The following is a 20,988-nucleotide window of genomic DNA, read 5'->3' as shown; positions in this document are numbered from 1 at the left end:
CATTATGCTGCAGCAGCGCCCGGAATTCCTCACGCCCAAGAAGGTAATGCCGTGAATCGTCTCGCCGCGTTCGCAATTTGTCATTTTGCCGTTGGACTGATCGCCGCATCGCCGGCCGTGGCGGCGGAGCCGGCAAAGTACGCCATCGCGATTCACGGCGGCGCGGGCGGTTGGGCCGATCTGACGCCTGAGGCTCGCAAAGGAATTGAGCAGGCGCTCGAGAAGTCGCTCACTGTCGGTCGCGATATCCTTGCCAAAGGTGGCAGCAGTCTCGACGCCGTCGAGCAGTCGGTGCGCGTGCTGGAAGATTCGCCCTATTTCAATGCTGGCCATGGCGTCACTTACACGGCGACGGGGCAGCATCAACTCGACGCCTCGATCATGAATGGCGCCGACCACACGGCCGGCGCCGTCGCCGGGGTGTCGACGGTGAAGAATCCGATCTCGCTGGCACGTCGCGTGATGACCGATACGAAGCATGTGCTGCTCGCCGGCGACGGTGCAGAGAAGTTTGCGCGCGAGGTTGGCGCCGAGATCGTTTCGCCCGATTATTTTTGGACTGATCGCACGCGGGCGGAATACGAAAAGGCGAAAGCAAAAGCCGAGGCTGAAGCGCGCGACGGCGAAGCGAAGCCCAAGACCTCGCAACTCGCGGCCCCCGATCACTACGGCACCGTCGGCTGCGTCGCGCTCGACACGCATGGAAATCTCGCCGCCGCCACGTCGACCGGCGGATTGGCGATGAAAAAGTATGGACGCATCGGCGATTCGCCGATCATCGGCGCCGGCACGTACGCTGATAACAAAACGTGCGCGATCTCCGGCACCGGCGTCGGCGAGCTGTTCATCCGCAACGCCGTGTGTTACGACGTCGCGGCGCGGATGCGTTACGCGGACGTTTCGCTGGCCGACGCGGCGATTGTGCAAGTCCGCGACCGCTTGCCGAAGGATACGGCCGGGCTAATCGCCGTCGATCACGCAGGCGATTTGGTTGCGGAGTTCAACACGGCAGCGATGCCGCGCGGGATGGCTGATTCGTCGGGGCGGTTTGAGGTGGCGATCGAGCCCGAGAAGAGCGGCGACGCATCAAACGCTCGTTGAGCGACAAGCTATTGCAGGCGCGGCCCTACGGCTTCGCTTCGGCCGGCTTGTAGTCGCTCCACAGCCACTCGAGTGCGTACGGCAATGTCTGTCGCTTCACCGCGCCGTCGCAGTGGCCGGCGTTCTTCGCGAAGACGAACTGGTACTGGTACCCCTTCTCGGCCAATACATGGGCCATCCGCTCGTTGGCCAGCACCCAGTCGTGCATGCCGTCGCGCATGCGATTCGGGTTAAAGTTATCCTGATCACTTACCTCGAGCCAGATCTTGAGCGGCTTCGGCGGGCTGCTGGGAATCAAGCGTTCGTGGTACTCCCAAGCCCCGTGCGGCGTCTCGGGGTTCGACGGCCACTGCTGATTAACGTAAGTGCCCGAGTAGCTGAGAACGCGGCGGTACAGGTCGGGGCGGAACCACGCCATCGTAAACGCGCACGAGGCGCCCGAACTGCAGCCGGTCGTCGCGCGGCCGTTGGGGTCGTCGGTGAGCATGACGCCGCATTCTTTCTCCACGCGCGGCAAAACTTCCTTTTCGACAAACTCGGCATAGAGGCCCGACACGGTGTCGTATTCGAGTCCGCGCTGGCTCCCTTGCGCGTCGCCGCCGCCGTTGCCGATGGAGATCGCCACGAGCGGAGGCACCCGTCTCTCAGCGATGAGATTGTCGAGCGCCGTGAACAGGCCGTTGTCGGGCCCGTCGGCGCCGACGATAAACGGCGCCTTCGTCCCCGCCACATAGTCCTTCGGAATGTAGACGGCGACGCGACGCTCGTATGGCGCCGGCCGGCTGGTTGTGACGATCAGCTTTGCCGGGTCGGCCGGATCAACCTTGCCTGACGTGCCGGCATCGCGCGCGACGCCAGGATAGATCTTGCTGTCAGCCGACTTCATCGTGAACTCGACCACCCTACCCCGCAGCCCGCCGGGCGGATCGAGCATCTCCGGCGCCACCGGGTGCTTCGGGCCGAGGACAAAATTGCCGACGGCGTCTTTCGGCGGCAGCTCGCCGTCCGGAAGTTCGACGGCTGCGACGAAACCATCCTCCTGCGGATCTCGCACGGGGGGCTTCGGTCGCGCGGCGTGAACTGATGGAGCGGAAACGAGAGCAGACAAGATGGCGATCAGGAGCAGGCTTCGCATGCTTTCTCACTGCGTTGAGCTTGGCGTCGATGTCGGAGTAGCGCGTTCGTCGCTCACATGGTACACAAGCCTCGCCAGCAGAACAAAGCGCGGACCGAACTCGCCGTCTCGCTCACAAACGAAGCGGAGACGGCTTCTCAGTGGCAGGTCGTGACGCCGATTGCCGGTACCGAAGCGCGAACGTCTGGCCTGCAGTTCTACGCCCGTTCAATTTTCCGCGGCTTTCACCTTGTACGTGAACACCGCAGATCCTTCTGGCTCAAGGGCCACCTCCAAGCCTTCGTCCATCAGCTTCTGGCCGAGATGCGTGCTGTCGCCATGGTCGAAATCGGTCACTTCGTAGGATGCGTTCGGATCGAGTCCGCGCAGCTTCAATCGAATGGTCCCCTCCTCCGCACCCGCACGTCGAAATGCTTGAATCGCCCCCTCCCCTAGCTCCGGACGGTCGAACTGCCACGCGATCCAAACGTCCTTCGCCAAGCTGTAAGGCGTCAGCGGGTAGTAGTCGCCGAATAACATGGAGGGAGCAACGCGAGCGCACTCTTTGTAGGCTTCCGCCTGCGCCTTGAAGTCGTCAGACTTTAAGCATCCCGTGCCAAACAACGGGAGGTAGAAGCTGCGCATTTCATATGGCGAGTAGCGGTAGACCCCTGAACCATTGAACGGCAGCCAGCTCGACAGGCCGTAAGTCTGGCATTGATTCGCGTCGAACACGTTCTCTTGAATGTCGGGGAACTGGAAATCGCTGCGCACGAATGGCACGGCGCGGCGCATCGTTTCAAGATCGTTCCTGCGGCCGCCGGATGCGCAGGAATCTATCCGCAAACCAGGATTGCGCTCCACGAGCGTATCCCAAAACTTAAGATGGCCCTGGATGTAGAGATTTTCGGTCATCCCCTGCCGATCTCCCGCGTCTGCCGCGCGCCACGCGGTGAAGGGACCGTCGCCGTTCATGTCTTCGCGATACCAATCGAGCCCTTGTGATTCGATCATCCCGTCGATGTGATCGATCAGCCAAGCAAGACATTCAGGATTTCCCAAGTTGACGATGCTGCCCACGGTCGACGGGGTTTGCGGCAACAGCCACTCGGTCTTGCTGCCGAGGAATGTTTCGGGCGAGCCGGCGCGTTCCGGTTCGAACCACATGATGAATTGCATCCCTTGCTCGCGACACCAATCGCTGAAGGGGCGAAAACCGTCGGGGTACCTTCTGCGATCGATTTCCCACGTGCCGGTGTTCAGCCATTGGTTGTTCGGCTCCCCCGGCTTCGGCAGGTGTGGCCCTTTGTCGCTCGGATACCAGGTGTTCGGGCCGCCGGCGCCAGCGTCACGCCAGCAAAGATCGATGTGGGCGCCGGCGTCGAGCAAGCTTTGAACATACGTTTTGTCGACGCCGTCGACTTGCACCTGCGACAGCGGGCCGAGCGGCTTCCCATCCACCTGCGGGATCACGTGCGCTCGATTCCACCGGCGCCACAGATTCTGGGAGCGGATGATGTCGTCGCCTTGGTAAAACAAAACGGCGATCAGGGGCGTGCGAATCTCTTCGCCTGGCTCCAGGACCAGGTGCGTATGTTGTTGGCCAGCGGCCACGTGCAAGCCTTGCTCGCCGACGCGGGTAAAGTTGCTGTGCCATGCGCCAGGCCAACCAATGGCGAAGATCATTCCGCCGCCGGGCATTTGTAAATTATGGTACGGCCAACCATCGGGGCCGTCGCAAGATTTGCCGGACCATATCGGCGTGCCGAATTTCTTCTCGAATCCTGCGGGCATCGGCAGCGAGAATGGCTCGTAACTGTCGGCGGCGCAGAAGTCGCCCTTAATGCCGTGTAGCGTGAACTCGCCATCGGCGTTGCGATTGACGACGATGTCGAGCCCTTCAATGTTTTTCAGTAGCGGCGTGCGCTTGTCGCCGGTGTTCTTGAGATAGACCGTCCACTCAACCACTGGGTAGTCTGCGTAGTCGACGGCGACGCACCGTAGTTCGAGCCCAGACGCCGCGTCCCGCCAGGTGAACGTGTGCTCGGTGCGATCGGCGTCGATTTTCCGCGTGCTCGTCTCGCGAGGCCACGTGCGGAAAAAATCGGAACGACTATCCGAGCCGAACATGAGCGAAAAAGGCGGCTGCGCCTCGGCGTCTAGCAAGTTCGCTTTGCCCCACGCATCTTTGGCCGCGATTTCCTCCTGAGTAGGCGCAGCTGCTGGAACGGCAGCGTGCATAAGTGGAGAGGCGACGAAGCCGTGCATGGCAATAAACGCCATCGCGAGACATCGGAAGGCAAAGTTGGCGTATTGCCTGTGCAGCAAGGCTTGGTAAGTCATAGAAAACCCTCGAAATGCAAATCTAAATCGCGGAAACTCGGGCTCAATTGCGAAGATACGAAATGCGAGTCGCGCCTAGCCGATCGCCAATCGCTTCGATTCCGTTCCACGCCTCTTCTTCGACGTGAATCCCTTCCTTACGACGAAGTTGCGCCGTGCGATACTCCATCTCTCCTGGTACGAAGACCTCGTCGTATCCCGGAGCGGGAGGACAGGATTTGATGTGCGCGATCAAGCCCCTGACATGGCCGCTGAAAATGTCTTCGCTTGAGAAATGCCTCACGTCGATCGCTATGAGCAACGAACCGTCGCGTGCGACGATCTCGCCTGCTCGACAGCAACCAGCTTCTGTCAGCGCGCCGGCGAGAACGTCGACCATGAACGCCAGTCCATACCCTTTGTGCCCGACTTCTCCGCCGAAAGGCAGGATGGCGCCGGGCGGATCGGCGTAGAGATCATTTGGATTTGTCGACGGCTCGCCATTGGCGTCGACAATCCAACCGCTCGGCAGCGCGGCATTGCGTTGCTTGTAGACGCGGATTTTCCCCTCGGGCGCCATGCTGGTCGCAATATCGAGCACGAGCGGAAATTCGCCGCCAGACGGAGCAGCCAGTGACAACGGATTGGTGGCGAGTCGCCGCTCGCGACCGCCGAAGGGTACGACGGACTGATACCCCCCGCCCGCGTTCACCATCATCATGGCGACCATGCCGGCATTGGCAGCCGTCGCCGTGTAGGCGCCCAGGCGACCGGTGTGATTGCAGTTGCGCAACGTTACCGTGCCGACGCCGCACTTAGCGGCTTTGCTCATGGCGAGCTGCATCGCTTCGGCCGCGGCAACCTGCCCAAAAGCCCATCGTCCATCGAGGACGGCGCCAGCTGCGGATTCGCGAACGATTTCCAACTGCGCGTCCGTGATCAAGTCGCCCCGCTCGATGGCAGCGCAGTACTGGACGGTGCGCATGATGCCATGCGAGTCATGGCCTAGCAGGCTGGACTCCACAAGATGATTGGCTACGAGCTGCGCGCTGCGCTCGGGCGTTCCCAATCGTTCGAAAAGGGAACCGATGTACGACTCGGCGGCGGCGGCGTCTACAAGCGGCATCGTTGCGTACCATTCATCCGTTTACACGTGACTGAATAATCTCGTCGAAGTGGCTTGGTCGATGAAATCGCCTGCGGATTGGCGCCCCAAACTCATCGCATCGCGAATGCCTTCGATGTTGGTCGACTGCAACGGCCTTCTTGACGAGGGTTGCTACGCGTAGTCGTGCGCAGCGCCGTCGAACGGATGGCAAGCTGAGAGGAACCAATTCCGATCCGTGTACGGCAAATGAGATGACAAGCCGGGGCCGCACGCCGAGCAGAGCTGAAAAAACCACGAAGATGGCCCGAGATAAACCTCGAAATGCCTGCCGTCGCGACCACGGTGAATTGTATGATAATTCAGCCGCTCGCACTGATCAAGAGGGCGACGACTCCGACCGAAAGCGGGAGCGAGAACACGCTATCAAAGCGTTTGGCGTGGATCGCTAATAGAGCAGTGACCGCGGAGCGGTATGATCACCGCGGAGGTTCGTTGCGATCAGACCGCAAATTCGAATGGTAGATGAACCAGTAGATGCCCACAGCGACGATTCCGCCGATGAGCGTCGCCCAGCCCCACAGCATCGGCCCAATCTCCATGGACTGCCGATCGGTTCCGATCTTCTTCGCGTCTGCAAGCACCGCGATGGCCAACCCGACGTGAACAAAGAAGCTAATCAGGCCAAAGGCCAGAACGATATATTCCATATTGGCCGGCCGGGAGAGTCATGGAAAGTGTAAGGGGGGATTGCACTATCTTGACTCGCTACATCGTTGACGCAAGTCCCTTTCGCAATCAAGTGAGTTCGACGAACTTAAACTGTTGACAAACTGGGTCGGAAAATCGCGTCAACGGGTCGAGGCACATTTGAGGCAAGTTGCTGCCGAAGCCTTGGTTCTCGCCATCATCATTTGCTGCGCGGCGAATGTTCATCGTCAAAGTCGCCGCTGGCCTCGTGCAAGCGTTGCCGCAAGTCCCGCCCAGCAGGCAAGTAGCAATGCAGCAGGCTCTGGCACAGCTGCGAACTTGTAGACGATGCCACCAGCCCCATTGGCGGGAGTGTTCGTAACAAGCGCGTAGAGTTCGCCTGCGCCGTCTTCGCCAAATCCATGAACCGTCAGGCCGTTGGGCAGCTGGTCATTGGCGAACTGTGGAATGCGGAACTCGTTGATCACGCCCGTCGTCAAATCGGCGTAGAACAGCCGGCCGTCGGCGCGAACGGGCGTGCCGCGTAACGCGAGGTCGCCGAAAACGTATTTGCCGACGAGTTGGGGAATAGCTGAGCCTCGATAAACGAATCCGCCGGTGATCGAGATGCCGTCGCCATGATCGTATTGCAGGGTTCCAAGCGTTCCCTGGATCGGATCGATCATGCCAGCGGGCGAGCCGGGACTGTTATTTCCCGGAGGCGCGCCGATGGTTCCGTTCGAGCGATTGAACAAAAACGTCCCTTCCTTCACAGCCCAGCCATAGTTCCCGCCGAGCGTCACGCGATTGATTTCTTCGATGTTGTTCTGCCCGACGTCGGCCAAGATCAACTCGCCGTTCGCTGTGTCGAAGGCGAAGCGATAGGGGTTGCGAAATCCGTAGGCGTAAATCTCGCGCAGCTGATTCGCCCCTTGAAACGGATTCGTCGCTGGCAAGCGATATTGGGCGTTGCCGCTGACGGCGTCGACGCTGGTCGAAGTCAGCGCGGGGTTCACTGGATCGATGCGCAGCATTTTGCCGAGCGGCGTCGAGAGGTTCTGCGAGTTCCCCCCCGGTTCGATGTGGCTGGTGCCCGTGTCGTTGGCGTTTCCGCCGTCACCGAGTCCGATGTACATGTACCCGTCGGGCCCAAAAGCGAGCGTGCCGCCGTTGTGATTGCCGGCGTTCTTGCCGAAGGAGACGACTTCGCGGCGAGACGCTGGATCAATGACGTTGGGGTCCGCCGCGCTGATCTTCCATTCATTGACGACGTTCTTGTAGGCCTGCGCCGCGTTGTTCGGCGCGACGAACGTAGGAGCCGTTCCAGCTGGGATCGGTTCGCTCCCATACGTGTAGAGCGTGTGGTAGCCGACGCTGGCGCTGTCGTTGAAACCAGGATGAAACGCCAGCCCCAACAGACCTCGCTCGTCGTTCGCGTTGCCGGCAACGAATGGCGGACTCACTCTGCCGCTGACGTCGAGCGCGGCGCCAGGCAGTAGCGCGCCGTTCTGAATGATTCGCAGCAGACCACGCTGTTCGACGACAAATAGTCTTGAAGCATCATCCGGCGGACTAATCGCGTAGTCCGGGGCCGCCATTCCAGTGGCGACTGGCTCCAGCCGTACGGAGATCGCTCCCTTCGCAATCGGGGTTGTGTAAGGCTGAGCCGCCCCCTCGCTTCGCAGCAGAAGAGCAACAATCGACCCGATTAACGCAAAGCATGCACTGTTCTGGCGCATGGCAGCCCCCTTCTTTGATGAGTCCGGCGAAAAAACTACGCGGGTGTCGTACTTCAGAATGTGTCGACGCGTGAAAAATCTTGCACGCTCGAAGAGAAGAGCTTCTAGCCCCGCAGCTTGATCGAAGACTGACGCTCCAGAACCAACCAAGCGACTTGCAAGGCGACTAGGGGGAGTCTTGCATGGTTTTCGCGAGAAATGGCGTCACGAGCGGCGACTGCAAGGGCGTGACCTCGTAGAAAACTAGACCATCTCGCTCATCGCGGAAAATGTGTAGATCGCCCGCCGCTGGGGCTGCTTGCTTGACGTCATTTTCCAAGCGATCGACGAAAACCATCACCGGCGCATCGTCGACGTACGCCAGCATCGCGGTGGCGTTGCGACTCAGGCCGCCCGTGTACGCCAGTCCGAGCATGCGCATGTTCGCGGGCAGTTCGAGCAATCGCAGCGGCTCGCCTTGCCGACGCTCGAACGTCGCGGCAAATCGCTCGGGCTCGTGACATTCATACGTCGGCTCAAAACCACTCGACACTGCGTTCCGGTAGATGTCGACCAGCGGCCGCGCCGCGACGTCGGGGCCGCCATGCTGGGCGTTCTGCCACAGAAACGTCAGCGCAGAAGCGACCAGCAACGACGCTGCTAGAGCCGCAATGATGACGTTCCGTCTTTGCTTGGAAGGTTTCACCGCGGGGCGCTCGACGAATTCCTCATCAGCCGGCGGAGCAATAGTGGGAATTCTGCTCTGGGGCACGTTGATCGTGAACATTCGTTGAAGCGAATCATCGATGCGGCGCTGAAGCTCAACTTCCGCCCGACGCCCCGGATCAGTGCGCAACGCCGCCGTGAACGACTCGCGCTCGTCATCGTTCGTCAAATTGTCGAGAAACTTCTCGAGCAATTCGTCGTCGGGTTGTTCTTGATCTTGGGGCATAGCAAAAACTAGCGCTGCTGGCGCGTCATCTTAGGCGATTCGGAGAGATGTTTTCTGAGCGCCGACTTACTCCGGTGGACGTGGCTCATGGCCGTGCCTTCCGGGATGCCGAGCAGTTCCGAGATCTCTGCATACGTTAAATTCTCAATGACTCGCAGCATCAAACAAGAGCGAGCCTCGACGCTGAGAGTTTGCAAGGCGCTGGAAACTTCGTCGTCGAAAGCGGTCTGATCGGGAACCAACTCGCCGCCGTTGCGGGCAATCGGCGATCGCTTGTCGACGGTAGCGTCGCCTTGCACTTCCGCGATGATCGCCGGATCGGCGGCGTACGTTCGCCGATGCTGAACTTTTCGCCGATAGTTCAAGGCGCAGCGTCGCACGATTTCCGCCATCCATGCAGAAAACTTGGAGCCTGGTTGGAATTGTTCAACCTTTTCGAACGCGACGATCGCGGCTTCTTGCACGATGTCTTCAGCAGCCTGGCGTTCTCCCGTGACGCCTGCCGCAACAAGCGTCAGTCGACGATACGCATCCTGGAAGTGCGCAGCAAAAATAACGGGGTCCGTCATATCGGGAACCCCGCCGGATATTTCTGCTGTGGCGTCGTTCGGTAGGGTCATTGCCCAAATTCTATCGCTCTGCCGTACCAATGTGCCCAAGCGACGCCAATCTTGCAAAATTCCGCGGCGACGAATTTACCTGCATTCTCCTGCTGAATCTGATAGTCTGACGAGAGCTTGTCTCGACCTGCTGCGCCGCCAGCGCGGCTAATCAGTCACAGTTGCGGCGATGTCTGCAATGGAAAACTCCAGATCGACGACAGACGCTGCCCGCGGACAAGGCGATGCGTGCGTAAGGCAAGCCTTCACGTTAGTCGAATTGCTGGTCGTCACTGCGATCGTCGGCAGCCTGGTAGCGATCGTGATGCCCGCGATTCAAGCAGCGCGAGAAGCAGCGCGGCGGCAACTCTGCGGCGATCATCTCCGGCAGCTGGCCCTAGCGACCGCGCAGTACGAGGCTCAAATTCGCCATTTCCCAGCGGGACGAGTGGGCTGTGACGACACCACCGGCGTTTCCGCGTGCCCGCCAGGGTTGCCTGTGGCGCGTAAGACAGCCGCCAGCGGATTTGTGACGCTCCTGCCGTATCTGGAACAAGAGCCGCTTTACGCGCAGCTCAATGTTAGCCAAGGAGGGCTGTGGAACCGCAATATCGATGATCTGGGATGGTTTTCCAGTCCGGAGAAAGCTGAAGGCGTCATGCAGCGCCCGCCGATCTTTGTTTGCCCAAGCGACGACTCAGCAGCCGTCAGCGAGGTTTACGCGCCCGTCTTGGCCGCCACTGGCAGTTACTGCTTCGTCCAAGGAACAAAGGGCCCCGCGGCGCCGCGCGCCGTCGCCAAGTACGAAAATGACGGGATGTTCCTCTATGTGATTCCGCGGCGAGCGAGCGAAGTCGCCGACGGGCTCTCGCGGACGATGCTTCTCGGCGAAGTCCTGATGTCCGATGTTTGGGAGTCTTCCAATACCTGGACATACGCCCGCCTGAATGCCGACTGCTTGCGCACCACGGAGTATGCCATCAATACCCCGCCCGGCCACGGCGACTCCTATGAACGCCAGAACGGCGCCATGGGAAGTTATCATCCTAACGGTGCACTATTCGCGTTCGCCGACGGCCATGTCGAGTTTCTTGAAGAGCAGATTGCTCCTGAGCTCTATCGCGCCATGTCGACGGTCGCCAGCGACGAATGATCTGATTAGATTCTGCGTTGTCAACGCTGTTGTTGACGCATGCGTGCAATGACCGCGGCCCGCGGCGACATAGTTTCATCGGTACTCCGAGAAACTTTCAGGGCCGAAACCAATGCGTCGCCGATTGATGATCGCTCCGTTGTTAGTCTCCAGCCTGGTTCTCGCGCCACGCACGACGATGGGCGCAAATTACGACGAGTCTGTGCTGACGGACCTCTCGGGAACGCCAACGCTTCCCACCACAATTGTTCTCGACTCTAGATCAAATCTAGTCGTCGGCAGCGCGGGCGCCGGCGATTTCGATCTGATTCATTTCTCAGTTCCAGTCGGGAGTTCACTGACGTCGCTCACGCTCGCGTCCTACGTCAATCCATTCAACGCCGTCTCCTTCGTTGGCCTCGGCGCGGGGACAACCTGGACGGCTGGACTCGACTTCGACGTTGATCCCTCGAAACTGCTCGGCTGGAGTCATATCGCTGCCGAAGGCAGCTCTGGCGTAGGGGCCGACTTGCTCATCGACATGAGCGTCGCTCCCTTTACGCCTGGCTTCGCGAGGCCATTGGCTGCTGGCGACTACACGCTGCTGATTCAGGATACCGACAACGTCGTCAACTACAGCCTCGACTTGGTGCTCGCCGGCCCCAGCATTGCCGGAGACTTTAACAGCGACGGGAAGGTCGACGGGCTCGATCTTGAGCAATGGCGAGGCGACTTCGGCGTCAATCAAGATTCCGACGCCGACAACGATGGAGACACCGACGGCGCAGATTTCCTCATTTGGCAACGAGCATTCGGTTCTTCGGCGCCGGTCAGCGCCGTCCCCGAGCCGGCGGCGCTCACATCGGCGATTATCGCCGCGGTAAGCGCCAGCCGGTTTCGTGGACGGCGACGAAATTGTCTCTAAGCGATTGCCAATGCACGCCGGCGGAAAGCGGCGCCTGCCAAGAGGCCGACGACGCCAAGGCCCAACGTCGAGGGTTCAGGCACGAGAGTAAAGAAGCCGCGAATCTCGCCGCCAGGAGTGTTCGTCGTGTGAATGTTGAGATACATCTTGCCGGCGTCGAGCCCGGCAAAGAACACATTCATCGCCGTCCCTACGGTACCGCCGTTTGCCGTCACGAACGCTGGGTTGAAGCTGGATGCTTGCGTCATATCGAACGTCTGATCATAGCTTCCCGACTGCACGCCCAGCGGAAATCCGGGGAACGAGGGAGTCGGCGTCGCGACCCCAGCGAGCGGGTTGGCCGGCGGAGCTGGAATGGGCCCATGAATGTGCGACGCCGTCGTGTTGCCGCTTAACCCGCTAAACGTCGCTTGCACCCGCATGGTGAGCAGATCGTAGTCGACGGTGACTTTCGCGGTTCCGGTCCCCAGCGACGGATTAGCGGGAAACTCGTTGGGGCCGCTCAACGTGGTCGTGTAAATCGACGTGTGCGCGAACGCCGCTTCCATCGAAGCGAAAATGATCGCAGCGCAGCCAAACAGTAGTGCAATTCTCATCAGCCAAGCCTCCGTGGAGTGAAGTCAGTACGCGGAGCGTATGTCGCCTCCGCCCGGAAATCTTGCACTGCCACGGAGATCGCTCTAAAAACCCTAGCCCCGGAAATTGAGCGCATTCGGTTCTGATTGGCCACTGCCGGTGGAGCGGCTCTTGCGAGTCGATCGACTTCTTGCGAAAGCAGGGTCGCCACTTCTTCACGAACTAGCGCTCGTTGAACTGCACTGCACTAGCAGCGAATTAAATTTTCCAGGCGTGCATACAAATTGGCTGCAAGCAATTCATTCGTTCGGCACATATGCACTTGTGGGAGACGCTCGCTCGGCATGCTCGGCCATTCTCGCAAAAGATAGAGCGTCTTCCTGGTCGTTTGCCCGACGGCGACCGTGCGTTCTCGTATCGACCCTCGAATTGCACGGCGCCGTTTGGCAGCGACTCAACCACGCGGCCTCACGGCTGACGGGGAATTTGCTTCTAGAAGTGGGCGCCTCGATTGCTGCTCAATCGCGCAAATCCGCGCAGCACGCCGGCCCAAGTATTATGCGACCGTAAAAACAAGCAAGAGCGGACTACTTGCTCTTCATGCGGAGGATCATTTCTACCTCCACAGACGAACCGAGAGGCAGCTGTGCCATGCCCAGCGCCGTCCGAGCGTGGCGGCCCGCCTCGCCGAAGACGTCGCGGACAAGTTGCGAGGCGCCGTTGATGATCAGGTGTTGCTCGGTGAAGTCAGGGTCGGAATTGACGTAGCCGGTGATGCGGACGATGCGTTCGACTTCGTCGAGCGAGCCGAGATGCTTGCGAACGGCCCGCAGGACGTTGGCGGCGCACAGGGCGGCAGCGGCGGTGGCGGCTTCCTTGGAGATCTGCGACGGGACTTTGCCCACGGAAACGAGCGCGTCGCCGTCGAAGGGGACTTGGCCAGATGCGTAAATAATGTCGCCATCGACCGTCAGCGGATCAACAAGCGTTCCTTCCGGCGTCGTGCGTTCGAGCGGGAAACCAAGATCTTGCAGGCGTTGATCGCGGGGGCTCAAGGGAAATCTCCGACAGTGATGGGCGAGGAACGCGCGGGGCGTTCTGTTGACCCTGAAGCTCGTTGAGACTGAAAGTCGCGAGGGCAATTAAGCGTTGCGGCAGGTTTGACGTTGGGCGCCAAGACCCTCGATCGCCAACTCGACGACGTCGCCGGCGCGGAGGTACCGCGCCGGCTTCTGCCCCAGGCCGACGCCGGGGGGCGTGCCGGTAGTGATGACGTCGCCCGCCTCGAGCGTCATGAACTGCGACAGGTAGTGAACGATATACGTCGGCGAGAAAATCATCGTGCTCGTGCTGCCGTTCTGCATCCGCTCGGCGTTGACGGAGAGCGTCATTTGCAGCGAGCCGGGCGCCTTCACGGCGTCGCGCGTCACAAGGTAGGGGCCCAGCGGATTGAACGTGTCGCAGCTTTTACCCTTGGTCCACTGCCCTCCCCGTTCGAGCTGGAACTCGCGTTCGGAAACGTCGTGCGAGATGCAGTAGCCGGCGATATGACGCTCCGCCTCTTCCTCCGAAGCGAGGTATCGGGCGTCCGAGCCGATGACGACGCCGAGTTCCACTTCCCAGTCGGTCTTCTGGCTATTGCGGGGAATGAGGATGTCGTCGTACGGGCCGACGACGGTGTTCGAGCCTTTCAGGAACAGAATGGGCTCGGTCGGAATGGGCATGCCCGACTCTGCGGCGTGATCGGAGTAATTGAGGCCGATGCACATCACCTTGCCTGGCCGAGCGACCGGAGCGGCGAGCCGCGTCGTCGAAGCGACGTTCGGCAGTTCATCGGCTCGTTTCTCGACAAGCTGAGCAAGTCGCGCGAGCCCATCGGCATTGAAGAAATCGCGGTTCCAGTCGGCGAAGTGCTGCGAGCAATCTTTCCGAACGCCGCTTTCCAGTTCAACGCCGGGGCGTTCTGCGCCGGGCGCTCCAAAACGAATGAGTTTCATGACAATCGGGTCGCCGTGGTCGAACGGTCGGTCGGGAGGGTAGCTAATCAAGTGAAGCTGCGAACGTTAGCGCGACGCGCCCGACGCAGCGTTCGCCGTCGCATAGCGGCGCACGCGGATGTCGGCCTGTTCCTTATGGCCCATAAAGCCCTCCAAAGCACACAGTCGCGAGCAGTACTCGCCGATCATGGCCGAGGCTTCGGGCGCGACGCGCTGGTAGGTGCAGGTTTTGAGAAACTTGCCCACCCAGAGTCCGCCAGTGTAACGTCCCGCTTTTCGCGTCGGCAACGTGTGATTGGTGCCAATCACCTTGTCACCGTACGCCACGTTCGTTTCGGGGCCGAGAAATAAGGAGCCGTAATTGACCATGTTATTGAGGAAATACTCAGGATCGGCGGTCATCACCTGCACATGCTCGGAAGCGATCTCGTTGGCGACGCGGAGCATTTCTTCGTCCGAATCGCAGACAATGATTTGTCCGTAGTCGCGCCACGCCCGCCCCGCGACGTCGCCGGTGGGCAGCGTGCGCAGCTGCCGCTCGACCTCTCGTGCCGTTTCCTCCGCCAACTTTTGGGAGTTCGTCAATAGAATTGCCGGGGAATTGGGACCATGCTCCGCCTGACCAAGCAGGTCGACCGCGCAGATTTCTGCGTCGACCGTTTCGTCGGCGATGATCAGCGTTTCGGTAGGTCCGGCGAGCAGGTCGATGCCGACGCGGCCGAACAGTTGCCGCTTCGCTTCGGCGACATAGGCGTTGCCGGGGCCGACGATCATGTCGACCGGTTTGATCGACGCCGTGCCGAGGGCGAGCGCGGCAACAGCTTGAACGCCGCCGAGGCAATAGATTTCATCGGCGCCCGCCATGTCCATTGCCACGACGATCGCCGGGTGGGGACGTCCGCCGCTGGGAGGCGCCGTGGCGGCGATGCGGCCAACGCCGGCGACCTTGGCCGTTACGATGCTCATATGAGCCGAGGCGACCATCGGGTAACGTCCCCCGGGGACGTAGCAACCGACGCTGGCAACCGGAATGTTTTTATGCCCTAACACGACGCCAGGCAGCGTTTCGACTTCCACGTCGCGAATCGCACTGCGTTGAGCTTCGGCGAATTTTCTGATCTGAGCTTGAGCAAAGCGAATGTCTGCTTGGACTTCGTCGCTCACTTCCTCGTAGCAACGCTCGATTTCGGCGGGCGATAATCGGAAATTGGCTGGCTCCCACTGATCGAGATCCCGCGAGTACCGCCGCACCGCCTCATCGCCTTGCGCGGCGACGTCGCCGAGCATTGCCTCGACTTTTCGCTGAACATCGTTGTCGAGCTGGCATGTGTCTTGCGCAAGCGCTGTTTTGAAGTAGTTCGCCATCGTTCACTGTTGAAGGGAGTGACTTGCGGGAGTTAGAAAAGTAGCGGCCGTGGAACTGCTGTGCCGAAAGGCGCCGCGGAGACGCTAGCAAATTGGCAGCGAGAGGAACTCCCCCCATCAAAGATGGATCCCGCGCTTCATGACTATCAGTTGCCTGTTCGAAGCCCGCGGTGGAAGAGCATCAAGTCAATTGGGGCAGCCGCATTGGCGGGGTGGCCGATCGATGGGAGATCAGCGAGCGACTTGAGAGCAACGCTAACAAGTGGCGACTCCCTGGAAACGCCTGCCGCCAAGTTGCCTTCTGCCCTTCCAAAAACACTAGACAGCCGGTACGAACAGGCTGTATGATATCCGTGGTGATGACGGTGTCAAGCCAGCTCCACGCAGGAAGAGCGACGTGCTCCGCACTTCATTTGCGGCGCGCGACGCTTCTCTTTCGGAGAATGCACCCTCGACAACCGCCCCTCCAGTTTGCTTAGTTTTGAATCGAAACCTCGGTCAAAGACGGGCTCGACACTTGCTCATCGCAGGCTGCTACGACGCCCGCTGCTCCACTTTCTCTACTTCTCCGCATTGCACTCGACGTTTGCCGGTAAGTCCCTTCGCCAATCGAGGCCGTCCACGATGCTCACGATACTAAGCCGCGTCTCGCTACTGATTGCGACCTGGCTGTTACTTCAGCCAGTCTCCCGCGCGGAAGAAGCGACTCCACAAGCCCGCCTCGTCTCTGTCCAGCGAATCTGGGGAGAAGCCCCGCACAGTGCATTCACCGACCTGCTCCGCTGGCGCGACGAGTGGATTTGCGGCTTCCGCGAGGGGCAAAATCATGTCGGCAGCCAGGGAGCTATCCGCATCCTTCACTCGAAGGACGGGGAGCAATGGACGTCGCTTTCACAGATCAAGCACGACACATACGACCTGCGCGATGCCAGCCTGTCGGTGACGCCTGAAGGAAAATTAATGCTGGTTGCCGGGGCGGCGCAAGTCCTCGACGGGAAGCGGCAGACTGGCTCGCTAGTCTACTTCTCCACTGACGGCGCCAATTGGACGCAGCCGGAGCTAATCAGCGAGATGGGCCGCTGGATGTGGGCGGTCACTTGGCACGACAACGTGGCTTGGGGCGTCGCCTACCCTGCCCCGAAGGGAATGAACGTGAGCAGCCTGCTCAACAGTTCGGACGGCGTGCATTTTAAACCGGTGGTGGAAAAGTTCCTCGCCGATTCGAAGTGGCCGACCGAGGCGCGAATCCGGTTCGGCCGAGATGGCGAGGCGCTTTGCCTCCACCGCACAGACTCGAAGCGAAATTTTGCGTTCCTGGGCGCGGCGGTTCCCCCCTACACCGAGTGGAAGTGGAAGGAGCTCGACCGGTTCATCGGCGGACCGAACTTGCTGCAGCTTCCCTCGGGCGAATGGGTCGCCGCGGGGCGTATTCACAATCCGAAACCGGTAACGGCGCTCGTAAAGATTGATCGCGAATCGGGCCACGTGACGCCGCTGCTAGAGCTCCCTTCCGGCGGCGACACAAGCTACCCCGGCCTGGTGTGGCACGAGGGGCTGCTGTGGATGAGCTACTACTCGTCGCACGAGGGAAAGACGCAAATCTACTTGGCGAAGATCGAGCTGCCCCAAGAGAAGTGATGCGATCGTCGATGACGTCGTGCCGCGGCTTAGCCAATCGCTCAGCCGCCGCACGGCACGTTCGCCAGGTGCTGCTGCAAGAAGCGAATCCAGTTGCCGGAGAGAATGCGATCAACGTCTTCCGTCGAGTAACCGCGTTGCGAAAGAATCGCGTCGAGCCGCTGCAGATCGGCGATCGTATCGAGCTGATGCGGCGTCTGCTCGGTGCCGAACCCGCCGTCGAGGTCGCTGCCGATCGCGGCGTGCAGCGCGTTCCCGGCGAGTTGGCAGATATGATCGATGTGATCCGCCATCGTCGAAATGGGAACGATCTCGCGCGAGGGCTTTGCCTCGCCGGAGGCTTGCGACGGCCACTTGGCGGAGAGCATCCAGGCGTCGCCGGCGACGCCGATGACGCCGTCGCGAGCGATCACTTGCTGCAGTTGCCAATCGGAAAATTGGCGGCCGCCGGGGACGAGTTCGCGGCAGTTTTGGTGGCTGGCGAAGATGACGCCGCCGAAGGCGTCGAGCGTTTGCTCGAAGGCGAGATCGCTGAGGTGAGTGACGTCGAGCAGAATACCGAGGCTGGTGAATTCGGCGAGGAGCTCTCGGCCGAGATCGGTGAGGGGCGCCGTGGTGCCGGTGCCGCCGGCGTAGCGACCGTGACCGTAGTGAACGAGGCTCGCGCAGCGAAGACCGAGCTTGAACCAATCGGCCGCTTCTGCGGGAGCGGTGACGGCGTCGCAGCCTTCGAAGGCGACGACGAGACCGATCGGCAGCGCAGCGCGAGTCGCTTCGTCGGCCGCTTGCCAACGCGCGACGTGATCGGCGAGTTCCACGCCGGAACCGATGAGGCGAATCTCGCCGCGGGCGGCGAGGCGCTGGTAGTAGTTGAGTTGGCCGCGGGCGACGGAGTTGGCGACGTCGACCGAGGCGAAGGTGAAACGCGAGGCGCTACCTTGCGAGGAGGCCCCGGCGACAAGCGTGCCGAGGCAAATAGCGATGGCGCCGCGACGCATTTCGGGAAGCGTCGTCGTCGCACAGCCGCGGCCAGGGGCGTCGCGGTGAGCCGCTTCGCGAGCGTTGAGCTCCGCGATCGGCCACGTCAGGTCGCGGTTCATCAACAGGGCGTTCCACGCCAGATCGAGATGGCTATCGGCAATGAGTTTCATCGTTGCGAGCTGCAGTGCGAGTACGTGACCACTTCCGCCAACGTTCAGGATATAGTCGCTTATTAGTTTATGTCAGCCCAAATATCTGGTATTGCGGCAAATACCGCGTCGAAAACCACTGAATTGCGAGCACTGGACCGACTGCAGTCGGTCCGCGACGACGCGCGCTTGGCGACGCCTTGCTTGGCGATCGACGGCGCGCTCGTTGAGCGGAACATCGAGCGCATGGCAACCTATTGCGCGTCGCATGGACTCGCGCTGCGGCCGCATACGAAGACGCACAAGTCGCAGCGGATCGCGCAGCTGCAACTCGACGCAGGCGCTGTGGGACTGACGGTCGCCAAGCCGGGCGAAGCGCGCGTCATGGCGCCGCTCGGTGCGCCGATTCTCATTGCTTACCCGCCAATCACGCCTGCCAGCTTGCGAGCGATTGGCGAACTCGCGGAACGGGGCGACGTGCTCGTCGCGGCTGACTCGGCGGAGGCGATCGAGCGCCTGGCGGCGGCAGCGCCGGGACGCGGGCGACGGGTCGGCGTGCTCGTCGACGCCGACGTCGGCATGCATCGCACCGGCGCGAGCAATCCTGAGCAATGCGTCATGCTCGCGCAGTTGATCGCCGCAAGCGACAAACTGCGGTTCGATGGATTGTTTTGCTATCCCGGCCATATTTGGGTGAAGCCGGCCGAGCAGGCGGCGCCGCTGCAGACCGCCGGCGAGTTCGTGCAGGCATGCATCGGCGCGCTCGCTGCGATCGGCATGACGCCGCGGATCGTTTCGGCCGGGTCAACGCCCACGGCGTTCAACTCGCATTTGATGCCGGGCGTTACCGAGATTCGCCCCGGCACCTACGTGTTCAACGACATGAACACCGTCCGCGGCGGCTTCTGCGGACTGCACGATTGTGCGGTGCGAATGATCGCGACTGTCGTCAGCACGGCCGTGCCGGGGCAGGTGGTAATCGACGCCGGCGCCAAAGCGCTCGCCGCTGATCGCTGCATTCCGGCGCCGACGTCTGGGCATGGCTTCGTCGTCGAGTACCCCGAAGCGGTCGTCACGGCTCTCAGCGAAGAGCATGGCCAAATCGACGTCTCACGGTGCGAACGGACGCCGCGCGTCGGCGAGCGAGTTTCGGTGATTCCTAACCACGTCTGTCCGACGATCAATCTGACGGACTCGGCATGGTGGTTCGATAGTGAAGGTTCTCTCCAAGAATTAACGATAGACGCCCGAGGTATGGTTCGATGAGCAACGTCTCGCAGCTTCCCTCTCGCAAGGTGAGCGACAAGTCTCAGCAGATTTTGGAACGGAACAGCCGCTTCATCCCCGGCGGCATGGCTTCGGTGAATCGCCGCACGAGCCAGACGCTGGCGTTCGCGCGAGGGGCGGGGGCGTATCTGTGGGACGTCGACGGCAATCGGTACGTCGACTACCACGCCGGCTTCGCGCCGTACATCCTCGGGCACAACGATCCCGACCAGCAGGCCGCGGTGAATCAGTCGTTCGCCGATCAGCTGAGCAATTTCGGCTCGGGCCCGACTGAGCAAGAGGGCGAACTCGCCGAGCTGTTCTTGCAATGCGTGCCGACGGCGGAGCGGGTGCAGTTTTTGAACTCCGGTTCCGAAGCGACGGCGCAAGCGATTCGCGTGTCGCGGGCGGCGACGGGACGCGAGCATGTCATTTTGATTCAGGGGAGTTACAACGGGAATCAGAACGTCGTCGCCGCGAACCTGATGGATAGCGTCGAGATGCTCGGCGGACGGCAGGCGGCGGGGGGCGAGTATCCGCTCAATCCGATCACTGCCGGAATTCCGAAGGGGGAAGCGGCGTTGCTCCATCCGGTGGAATTCAATGATCTCGAAGCCGTCGAGAACATTGCGCGGCGTTACGAGATCGCGGCGCTGATCACGGAGCCGGTGCTGCAAAATATTGGCATCGTGAAGCCCGACCCTGGTTACCACGCCGGACTGCGGCGGTTGGCCGATCATTACGGCTTTAAGCTGATCTTCGACGAGGTGAAGACCGGCTTCCGGGCCGCGCTCGGCGGATATCAGGCAGTGTGCGGCGTGACGCCCGATCTGTCGACGTTTGGGAAAGCGATCGCCAATGGTTTCCCGATCGCCGCCCTCGCGGGGAAAACAGAGTTGATGGAGCTTGCAATGAGCAGCGACGCCACGCGGCGGGTGCTCATCGCGGGAACGTACAACGCCCATCCGGTGACCGTTTCGGCGACGCTCGCTTGCTTGCGAAAGCTCGCCGACCCTGAACTCGACGTGTACGGCTACCTCGACCGCTTGTCCGAGCGGCTGACCGACGGATTGGCGGAATGCTTCGACCGCCACGGCCTGACGGCCACGGTGGTGCGGCAAGGGAGCGCTCACTCGTTTTACTTCTTGCCGGAACCGCCGCGCAACTGGTGGGAGATCATCTCCGGCCATAACTTCGCGCTCGACGCCAAGTTGCGTTCGCTGCTGATCGAGCGAGGCGTTTACTACTTCCCGACGCCGACGAAGCAGGGAAGCATCAGCTTCGCCCACACCGCGGAAGACATTGAGTTCACGCTGCAGATGATGGACGACGCCATCGGTTCGCTCAACAACGCCTAA

The 20,988-nt window shown here is 61.1% G+C and carries 18 protein-coding genes; 6 read left to right on the top strand and 12 right to left on the bottom strand.

Annotated elements, in window-relative coordinates; genetic code table 11:
• Nucleotides 1-51 precede the first annotated feature (51 nt).
• Nucleotides 52-1,101, top strand: coding sequence for an isoaspartyl peptidase/L-asparaginase family protein (locus tag PLANPX_RS10895; protein ID WP_172991983.1), 1,050 nt, complete (start codon nucleotides 52-54; stop codon nucleotides 1,099-1,101).
• Nucleotides 1,102-1,126: 25 nt separating this feature from the next.
• Here PLANPX_RS10895 and PLANPX_RS10890 read toward each other — a convergent pair whose 3' ends face one another.
• From PLANPX_RS10890 to PLANPX_RS10860, 7 genes are all read right to left on the bottom strand, one after another.
• Nucleotides 1,127-2,236 carry an alpha/beta hydrolase gene (locus PLANPX_RS10890; RefSeq protein ID WP_152098761.1) on the bottom strand — a complete coding sequence of 370 codons (1,110 nt, stop codon included), beginning with the start codon at nucleotides 2,234-2,236 and terminating at the stop codon, nucleotides 1,127-1,129.
• Between the two features lie 207 nt (nucleotides 2,237-2,443).
• The gene (locus tag PLANPX_RS10885) at nucleotides 2,444-4,558 is read right to left on the bottom strand and encodes an alpha-galactosidase (protein WP_152098760.1); all 2,115 of its coding nucleotides are present in this window, start codon (nucleotides 4,556-4,558) and stop codon (nucleotides 2,444-2,446) included.
• A gap of 43 nt (nucleotides 4,559-4,601) precedes the next feature.
• On the bottom strand, nucleotides 4,602-5,663 hold the full coding sequence (locus PLANPX_RS10880; protein ID WP_152098759.1) for an Ldh family oxidoreductase: 1,062 nt from the start codon (nucleotides 5,661-5,663) through the stop codon (nucleotides 4,602-4,604).
• 458 nt (nucleotides 5,664-6,121) lie between these two features.
• Nucleotides 6,122-6,352, bottom strand: a complete 231-nt coding sequence (locus PLANPX_RS10875; RefSeq protein WP_152098758.1) for a hypothetical protein — start codon at nucleotides 6,350-6,352, stop codon at nucleotides 6,122-6,124.
• A gap of 228 nt (nucleotides 6,353-6,580) precedes the next feature.
• Nucleotides 6,581-8,071, bottom strand: coding sequence for a PQQ-dependent sugar dehydrogenase (locus tag PLANPX_RS10870; RefSeq protein WP_152098757.1), 1,491 nt, complete (start codon nucleotides 8,069-8,071; stop codon nucleotides 6,581-6,583).
• Between the two features lie 166 nt (nucleotides 8,072-8,237).
• Nucleotides 8,238-9,002, bottom strand: coding sequence for a hypothetical protein (locus PLANPX_RS10865; RefSeq protein WP_152098756.1), 765 nt, complete (start codon nucleotides 9,000-9,002; stop codon nucleotides 8,238-8,240).
• Between the two features lie 8 nt (nucleotides 9,003-9,010).
• Nucleotides 9,011-9,571: an RNA polymerase sigma factor gene (locus PLANPX_RS10860; protein WP_172991982.1), complete on the bottom strand. Its 561-nt coding sequence runs from the start codon at nucleotides 9,569-9,571 to the stop codon at nucleotides 9,011-9,013.
• A 229-nt stretch (nucleotides 9,572-9,800) separates the two neighbouring features.
• Between PLANPX_RS10860 and PLANPX_RS10855 the strand changes: the two genes are divergently transcribed.
• Together PLANPX_RS10855 and PLANPX_RS10850 are read left to right on the top strand one after the other, a co-directional pair.
• Nucleotides 9,801-10,754: a DUF1559 domain-containing protein gene (locus PLANPX_RS10855; protein ID WP_172991981.1), complete on the top strand. Its 954-nt coding sequence runs from the start codon at nucleotides 9,801-9,803 to the stop codon at nucleotides 10,752-10,754.
• 112 nt (nucleotides 10,755-10,866) lie between these two features.
• Nucleotides 10,867-11,658, top strand: a complete 792-nt coding sequence (locus PLANPX_RS10850; protein ID WP_152098753.1) for a hypothetical protein — start codon at nucleotides 10,867-10,869, stop codon at nucleotides 11,656-11,658.
• Here the strand turns inward: PLANPX_RS10850 and PLANPX_RS10845 are convergent.
• The 4 genes from PLANPX_RS10845 to hisD form a co-directional block, all read right to left on the bottom strand.
• A complete protein-coding gene (locus PLANPX_RS10845; protein WP_152098752.1) occupies nucleotides 11,655-12,254 on the bottom strand; it encodes a CHRD domain-containing protein in 600 nt (199 codons plus the stop codon). The two genes, PLANPX_RS10850 and PLANPX_RS10845, sit on opposite strands and share 4 nt — an antisense overlap.
• Nucleotides 12,255-12,821: 567 nt before the next feature.
• Nucleotides 12,822-13,289, bottom strand: coding sequence for a RidA family protein (locus PLANPX_RS10840; RefSeq protein WP_152098751.1), 468 nt, complete (start codon nucleotides 13,287-13,289; stop codon nucleotides 12,822-12,824).
• Between the two features lie 87 nt (nucleotides 13,290-13,376).
• Nucleotides 13,377-14,231: a fumarylacetoacetate hydrolase family protein gene (locus tag PLANPX_RS10835; protein WP_152098750.1), complete on the bottom strand. Its 855-nt coding sequence runs from the start codon at nucleotides 14,229-14,231 to the stop codon at nucleotides 13,377-13,379.
• Nucleotides 14,232-14,297: 66 nt separating this feature from the next.
• A complete protein-coding gene (gene hisD / locus PLANPX_RS10830; protein ID WP_152098749.1) occupies nucleotides 14,298-15,596 on the bottom strand; it encodes a histidinol dehydrogenase in 1,299 nt (432 codons plus the stop codon).
• A 624-nt stretch (nucleotides 15,597-16,220) separates the two neighbouring features.
• Here hisD and PLANPX_RS10825 point away from each other — a divergent pair.
• A complete protein-coding gene (locus tag PLANPX_RS10825) occupies nucleotides 16,221-17,234 on the top strand; it encodes an exo-alpha-sialidase (protein WP_152098748.1) in 1,014 nt (337 codons plus the stop codon).
• Nucleotides 17,235-17,275: 41 nt separating this feature from the next.
• Here the strand turns inward: PLANPX_RS10825 and PLANPX_RS10820 are convergent, their stop codons facing one another.
• Nucleotides 17,276-18,385, bottom strand: coding sequence for a dipeptidase (locus PLANPX_RS10820; RefSeq protein WP_152098747.1), 1,110 nt, complete (start codon nucleotides 18,383-18,385; stop codon nucleotides 17,276-17,278).
• Nucleotides 18,386-18,508: 123 nt separating this feature from the next.
• On the opposite strand from PLANPX_RS10820, the gene PLANPX_RS10815 reads away from it, so the two are divergent.
• Entirely contained in the window at nucleotides 18,509-19,630 is a 1,122-nt protein-coding gene (locus tag PLANPX_RS10815) for an alanine racemase (protein ID WP_172991980.1), read from the top strand.
• Entirely contained in the window at nucleotides 19,627-20,988 is a 1,362-nt protein-coding gene (locus tag PLANPX_RS10810; protein ID WP_152098745.1) for an aspartate aminotransferase family protein, read from the top strand. The genes PLANPX_RS10815 and PLANPX_RS10810 overlap by 4 nt, the downstream gene beginning before the upstream one ends.

The organism is Lacipirellula parvula, from assembly GCF_009177095.1.
Taxonomy (GTDB): Bacteria; Planctomycetota; Planctomycetia; order Pirellulales; family Lacipirellulaceae; genus Lacipirellula; species Lacipirellula parvula.
The sequence above is the reverse complement of the archived record's forward strand: the minus strand, read 5'-3'. Positions and strand labels throughout refer to the sequence as shown.

Excerpts from the sequence above, each read along its gene's own strand:
- PLANPX_RS10880 (WP_152098759.1), bottom strand. The coding sequence starts at position 5,663 with ATGCCGCTTGTAGACGCCGCCGCCGCCGAGTCGTACATCGGTTCCCTT.
- PLANPX_RS10885 (WP_152098760.1), bottom strand. The coding sequence starts at position 4,558 with ATGACTTACCAAGCCTTGCTGCACAGGCAATACGCCAACTTTGCCTTC.
- PLANPX_RS10855 (WP_172991981.1), top strand. The coding sequence starts at position 9,801 with ATGGAAAACTCCAGATCGACGACAGACGCTGCCCGCGGACAAGGCGAT.
- PLANPX_RS10865 (WP_152098756.1), bottom strand. The coding sequence starts at position 9,002 with ATGCCCCAAGATCAAGAACAACCCGACGACGAATTGCTCGAGAAGTTT.
- PLANPX_RS10850 (WP_152098753.1), top strand. The coding sequence starts at position 10,867 with ATGCGTCGCCGATTGATGATCGCTCCGTTGTTAGTCTCCAGCCTGGTT.
- PLANPX_RS10890 (WP_152098761.1), bottom strand. The coding sequence starts at position 2,236 with ATGCGAAGCCTGCTCCTGATCGCCATCTTGTCTGCTCTCGTTTCCGCT.
- PLANPX_RS10875 (WP_152098758.1), bottom strand. The coding sequence starts at position 6,352 with ATGGAATATATCGTTCTGGCCTTTGGCCTGATTAGCTTCTTTGTTCAC.
- PLANPX_RS10825 (WP_152098748.1), top strand. The coding sequence starts at position 16,221 with ATGCTCACGATACTAAGCCGCGTCTCGCTACTGATTGCGACCTGGCTG.
- PLANPX_RS10810 (WP_152098745.1), top strand. The coding sequence starts at position 19,627 with ATGAGCAACGTCTCGCAGCTTCCCTCTCGCAAGGTGAGCGACAAGTCT.
- PLANPX_RS10870 (WP_152098757.1), bottom strand. The coding sequence starts at position 8,071 with ATGCGCCAGAACAGTGCATGCTTTGCGTTAATCGGGTCGATTGTTGCT.
- PLANPX_RS10835 (WP_152098750.1), bottom strand. The coding sequence starts at position 14,231 with ATGAAACTCATTCGTTTTGGAGCGCCCGGCGCAGAACGCCCCGGCGTT.
- PLANPX_RS10860 (WP_172991982.1), bottom strand. The coding sequence starts at position 9,571 with ATGACGGACCCCGTTATTTTTGCTGCGCACTTCCAGGATGCGTATCGT.
- PLANPX_RS10820 (WP_152098747.1), bottom strand. The coding sequence starts at position 18,385 with ATGAAACTCATTGCCGATAGCCATCTCGATCTGGCGTGGAACGCCCTG.
- PLANPX_RS10845 (WP_152098752.1), bottom strand. The coding sequence starts at position 12,254 with ATGAGAATTGCACTACTGTTTGGCTGCGCTGCGATCATTTTCGCTTCG.
- hisD (WP_152098749.1), bottom strand. The coding sequence starts at position 15,596 with ATGGCGAACTACTTCAAAACAGCGCTTGCGCAAGACACATGCCAGCTC.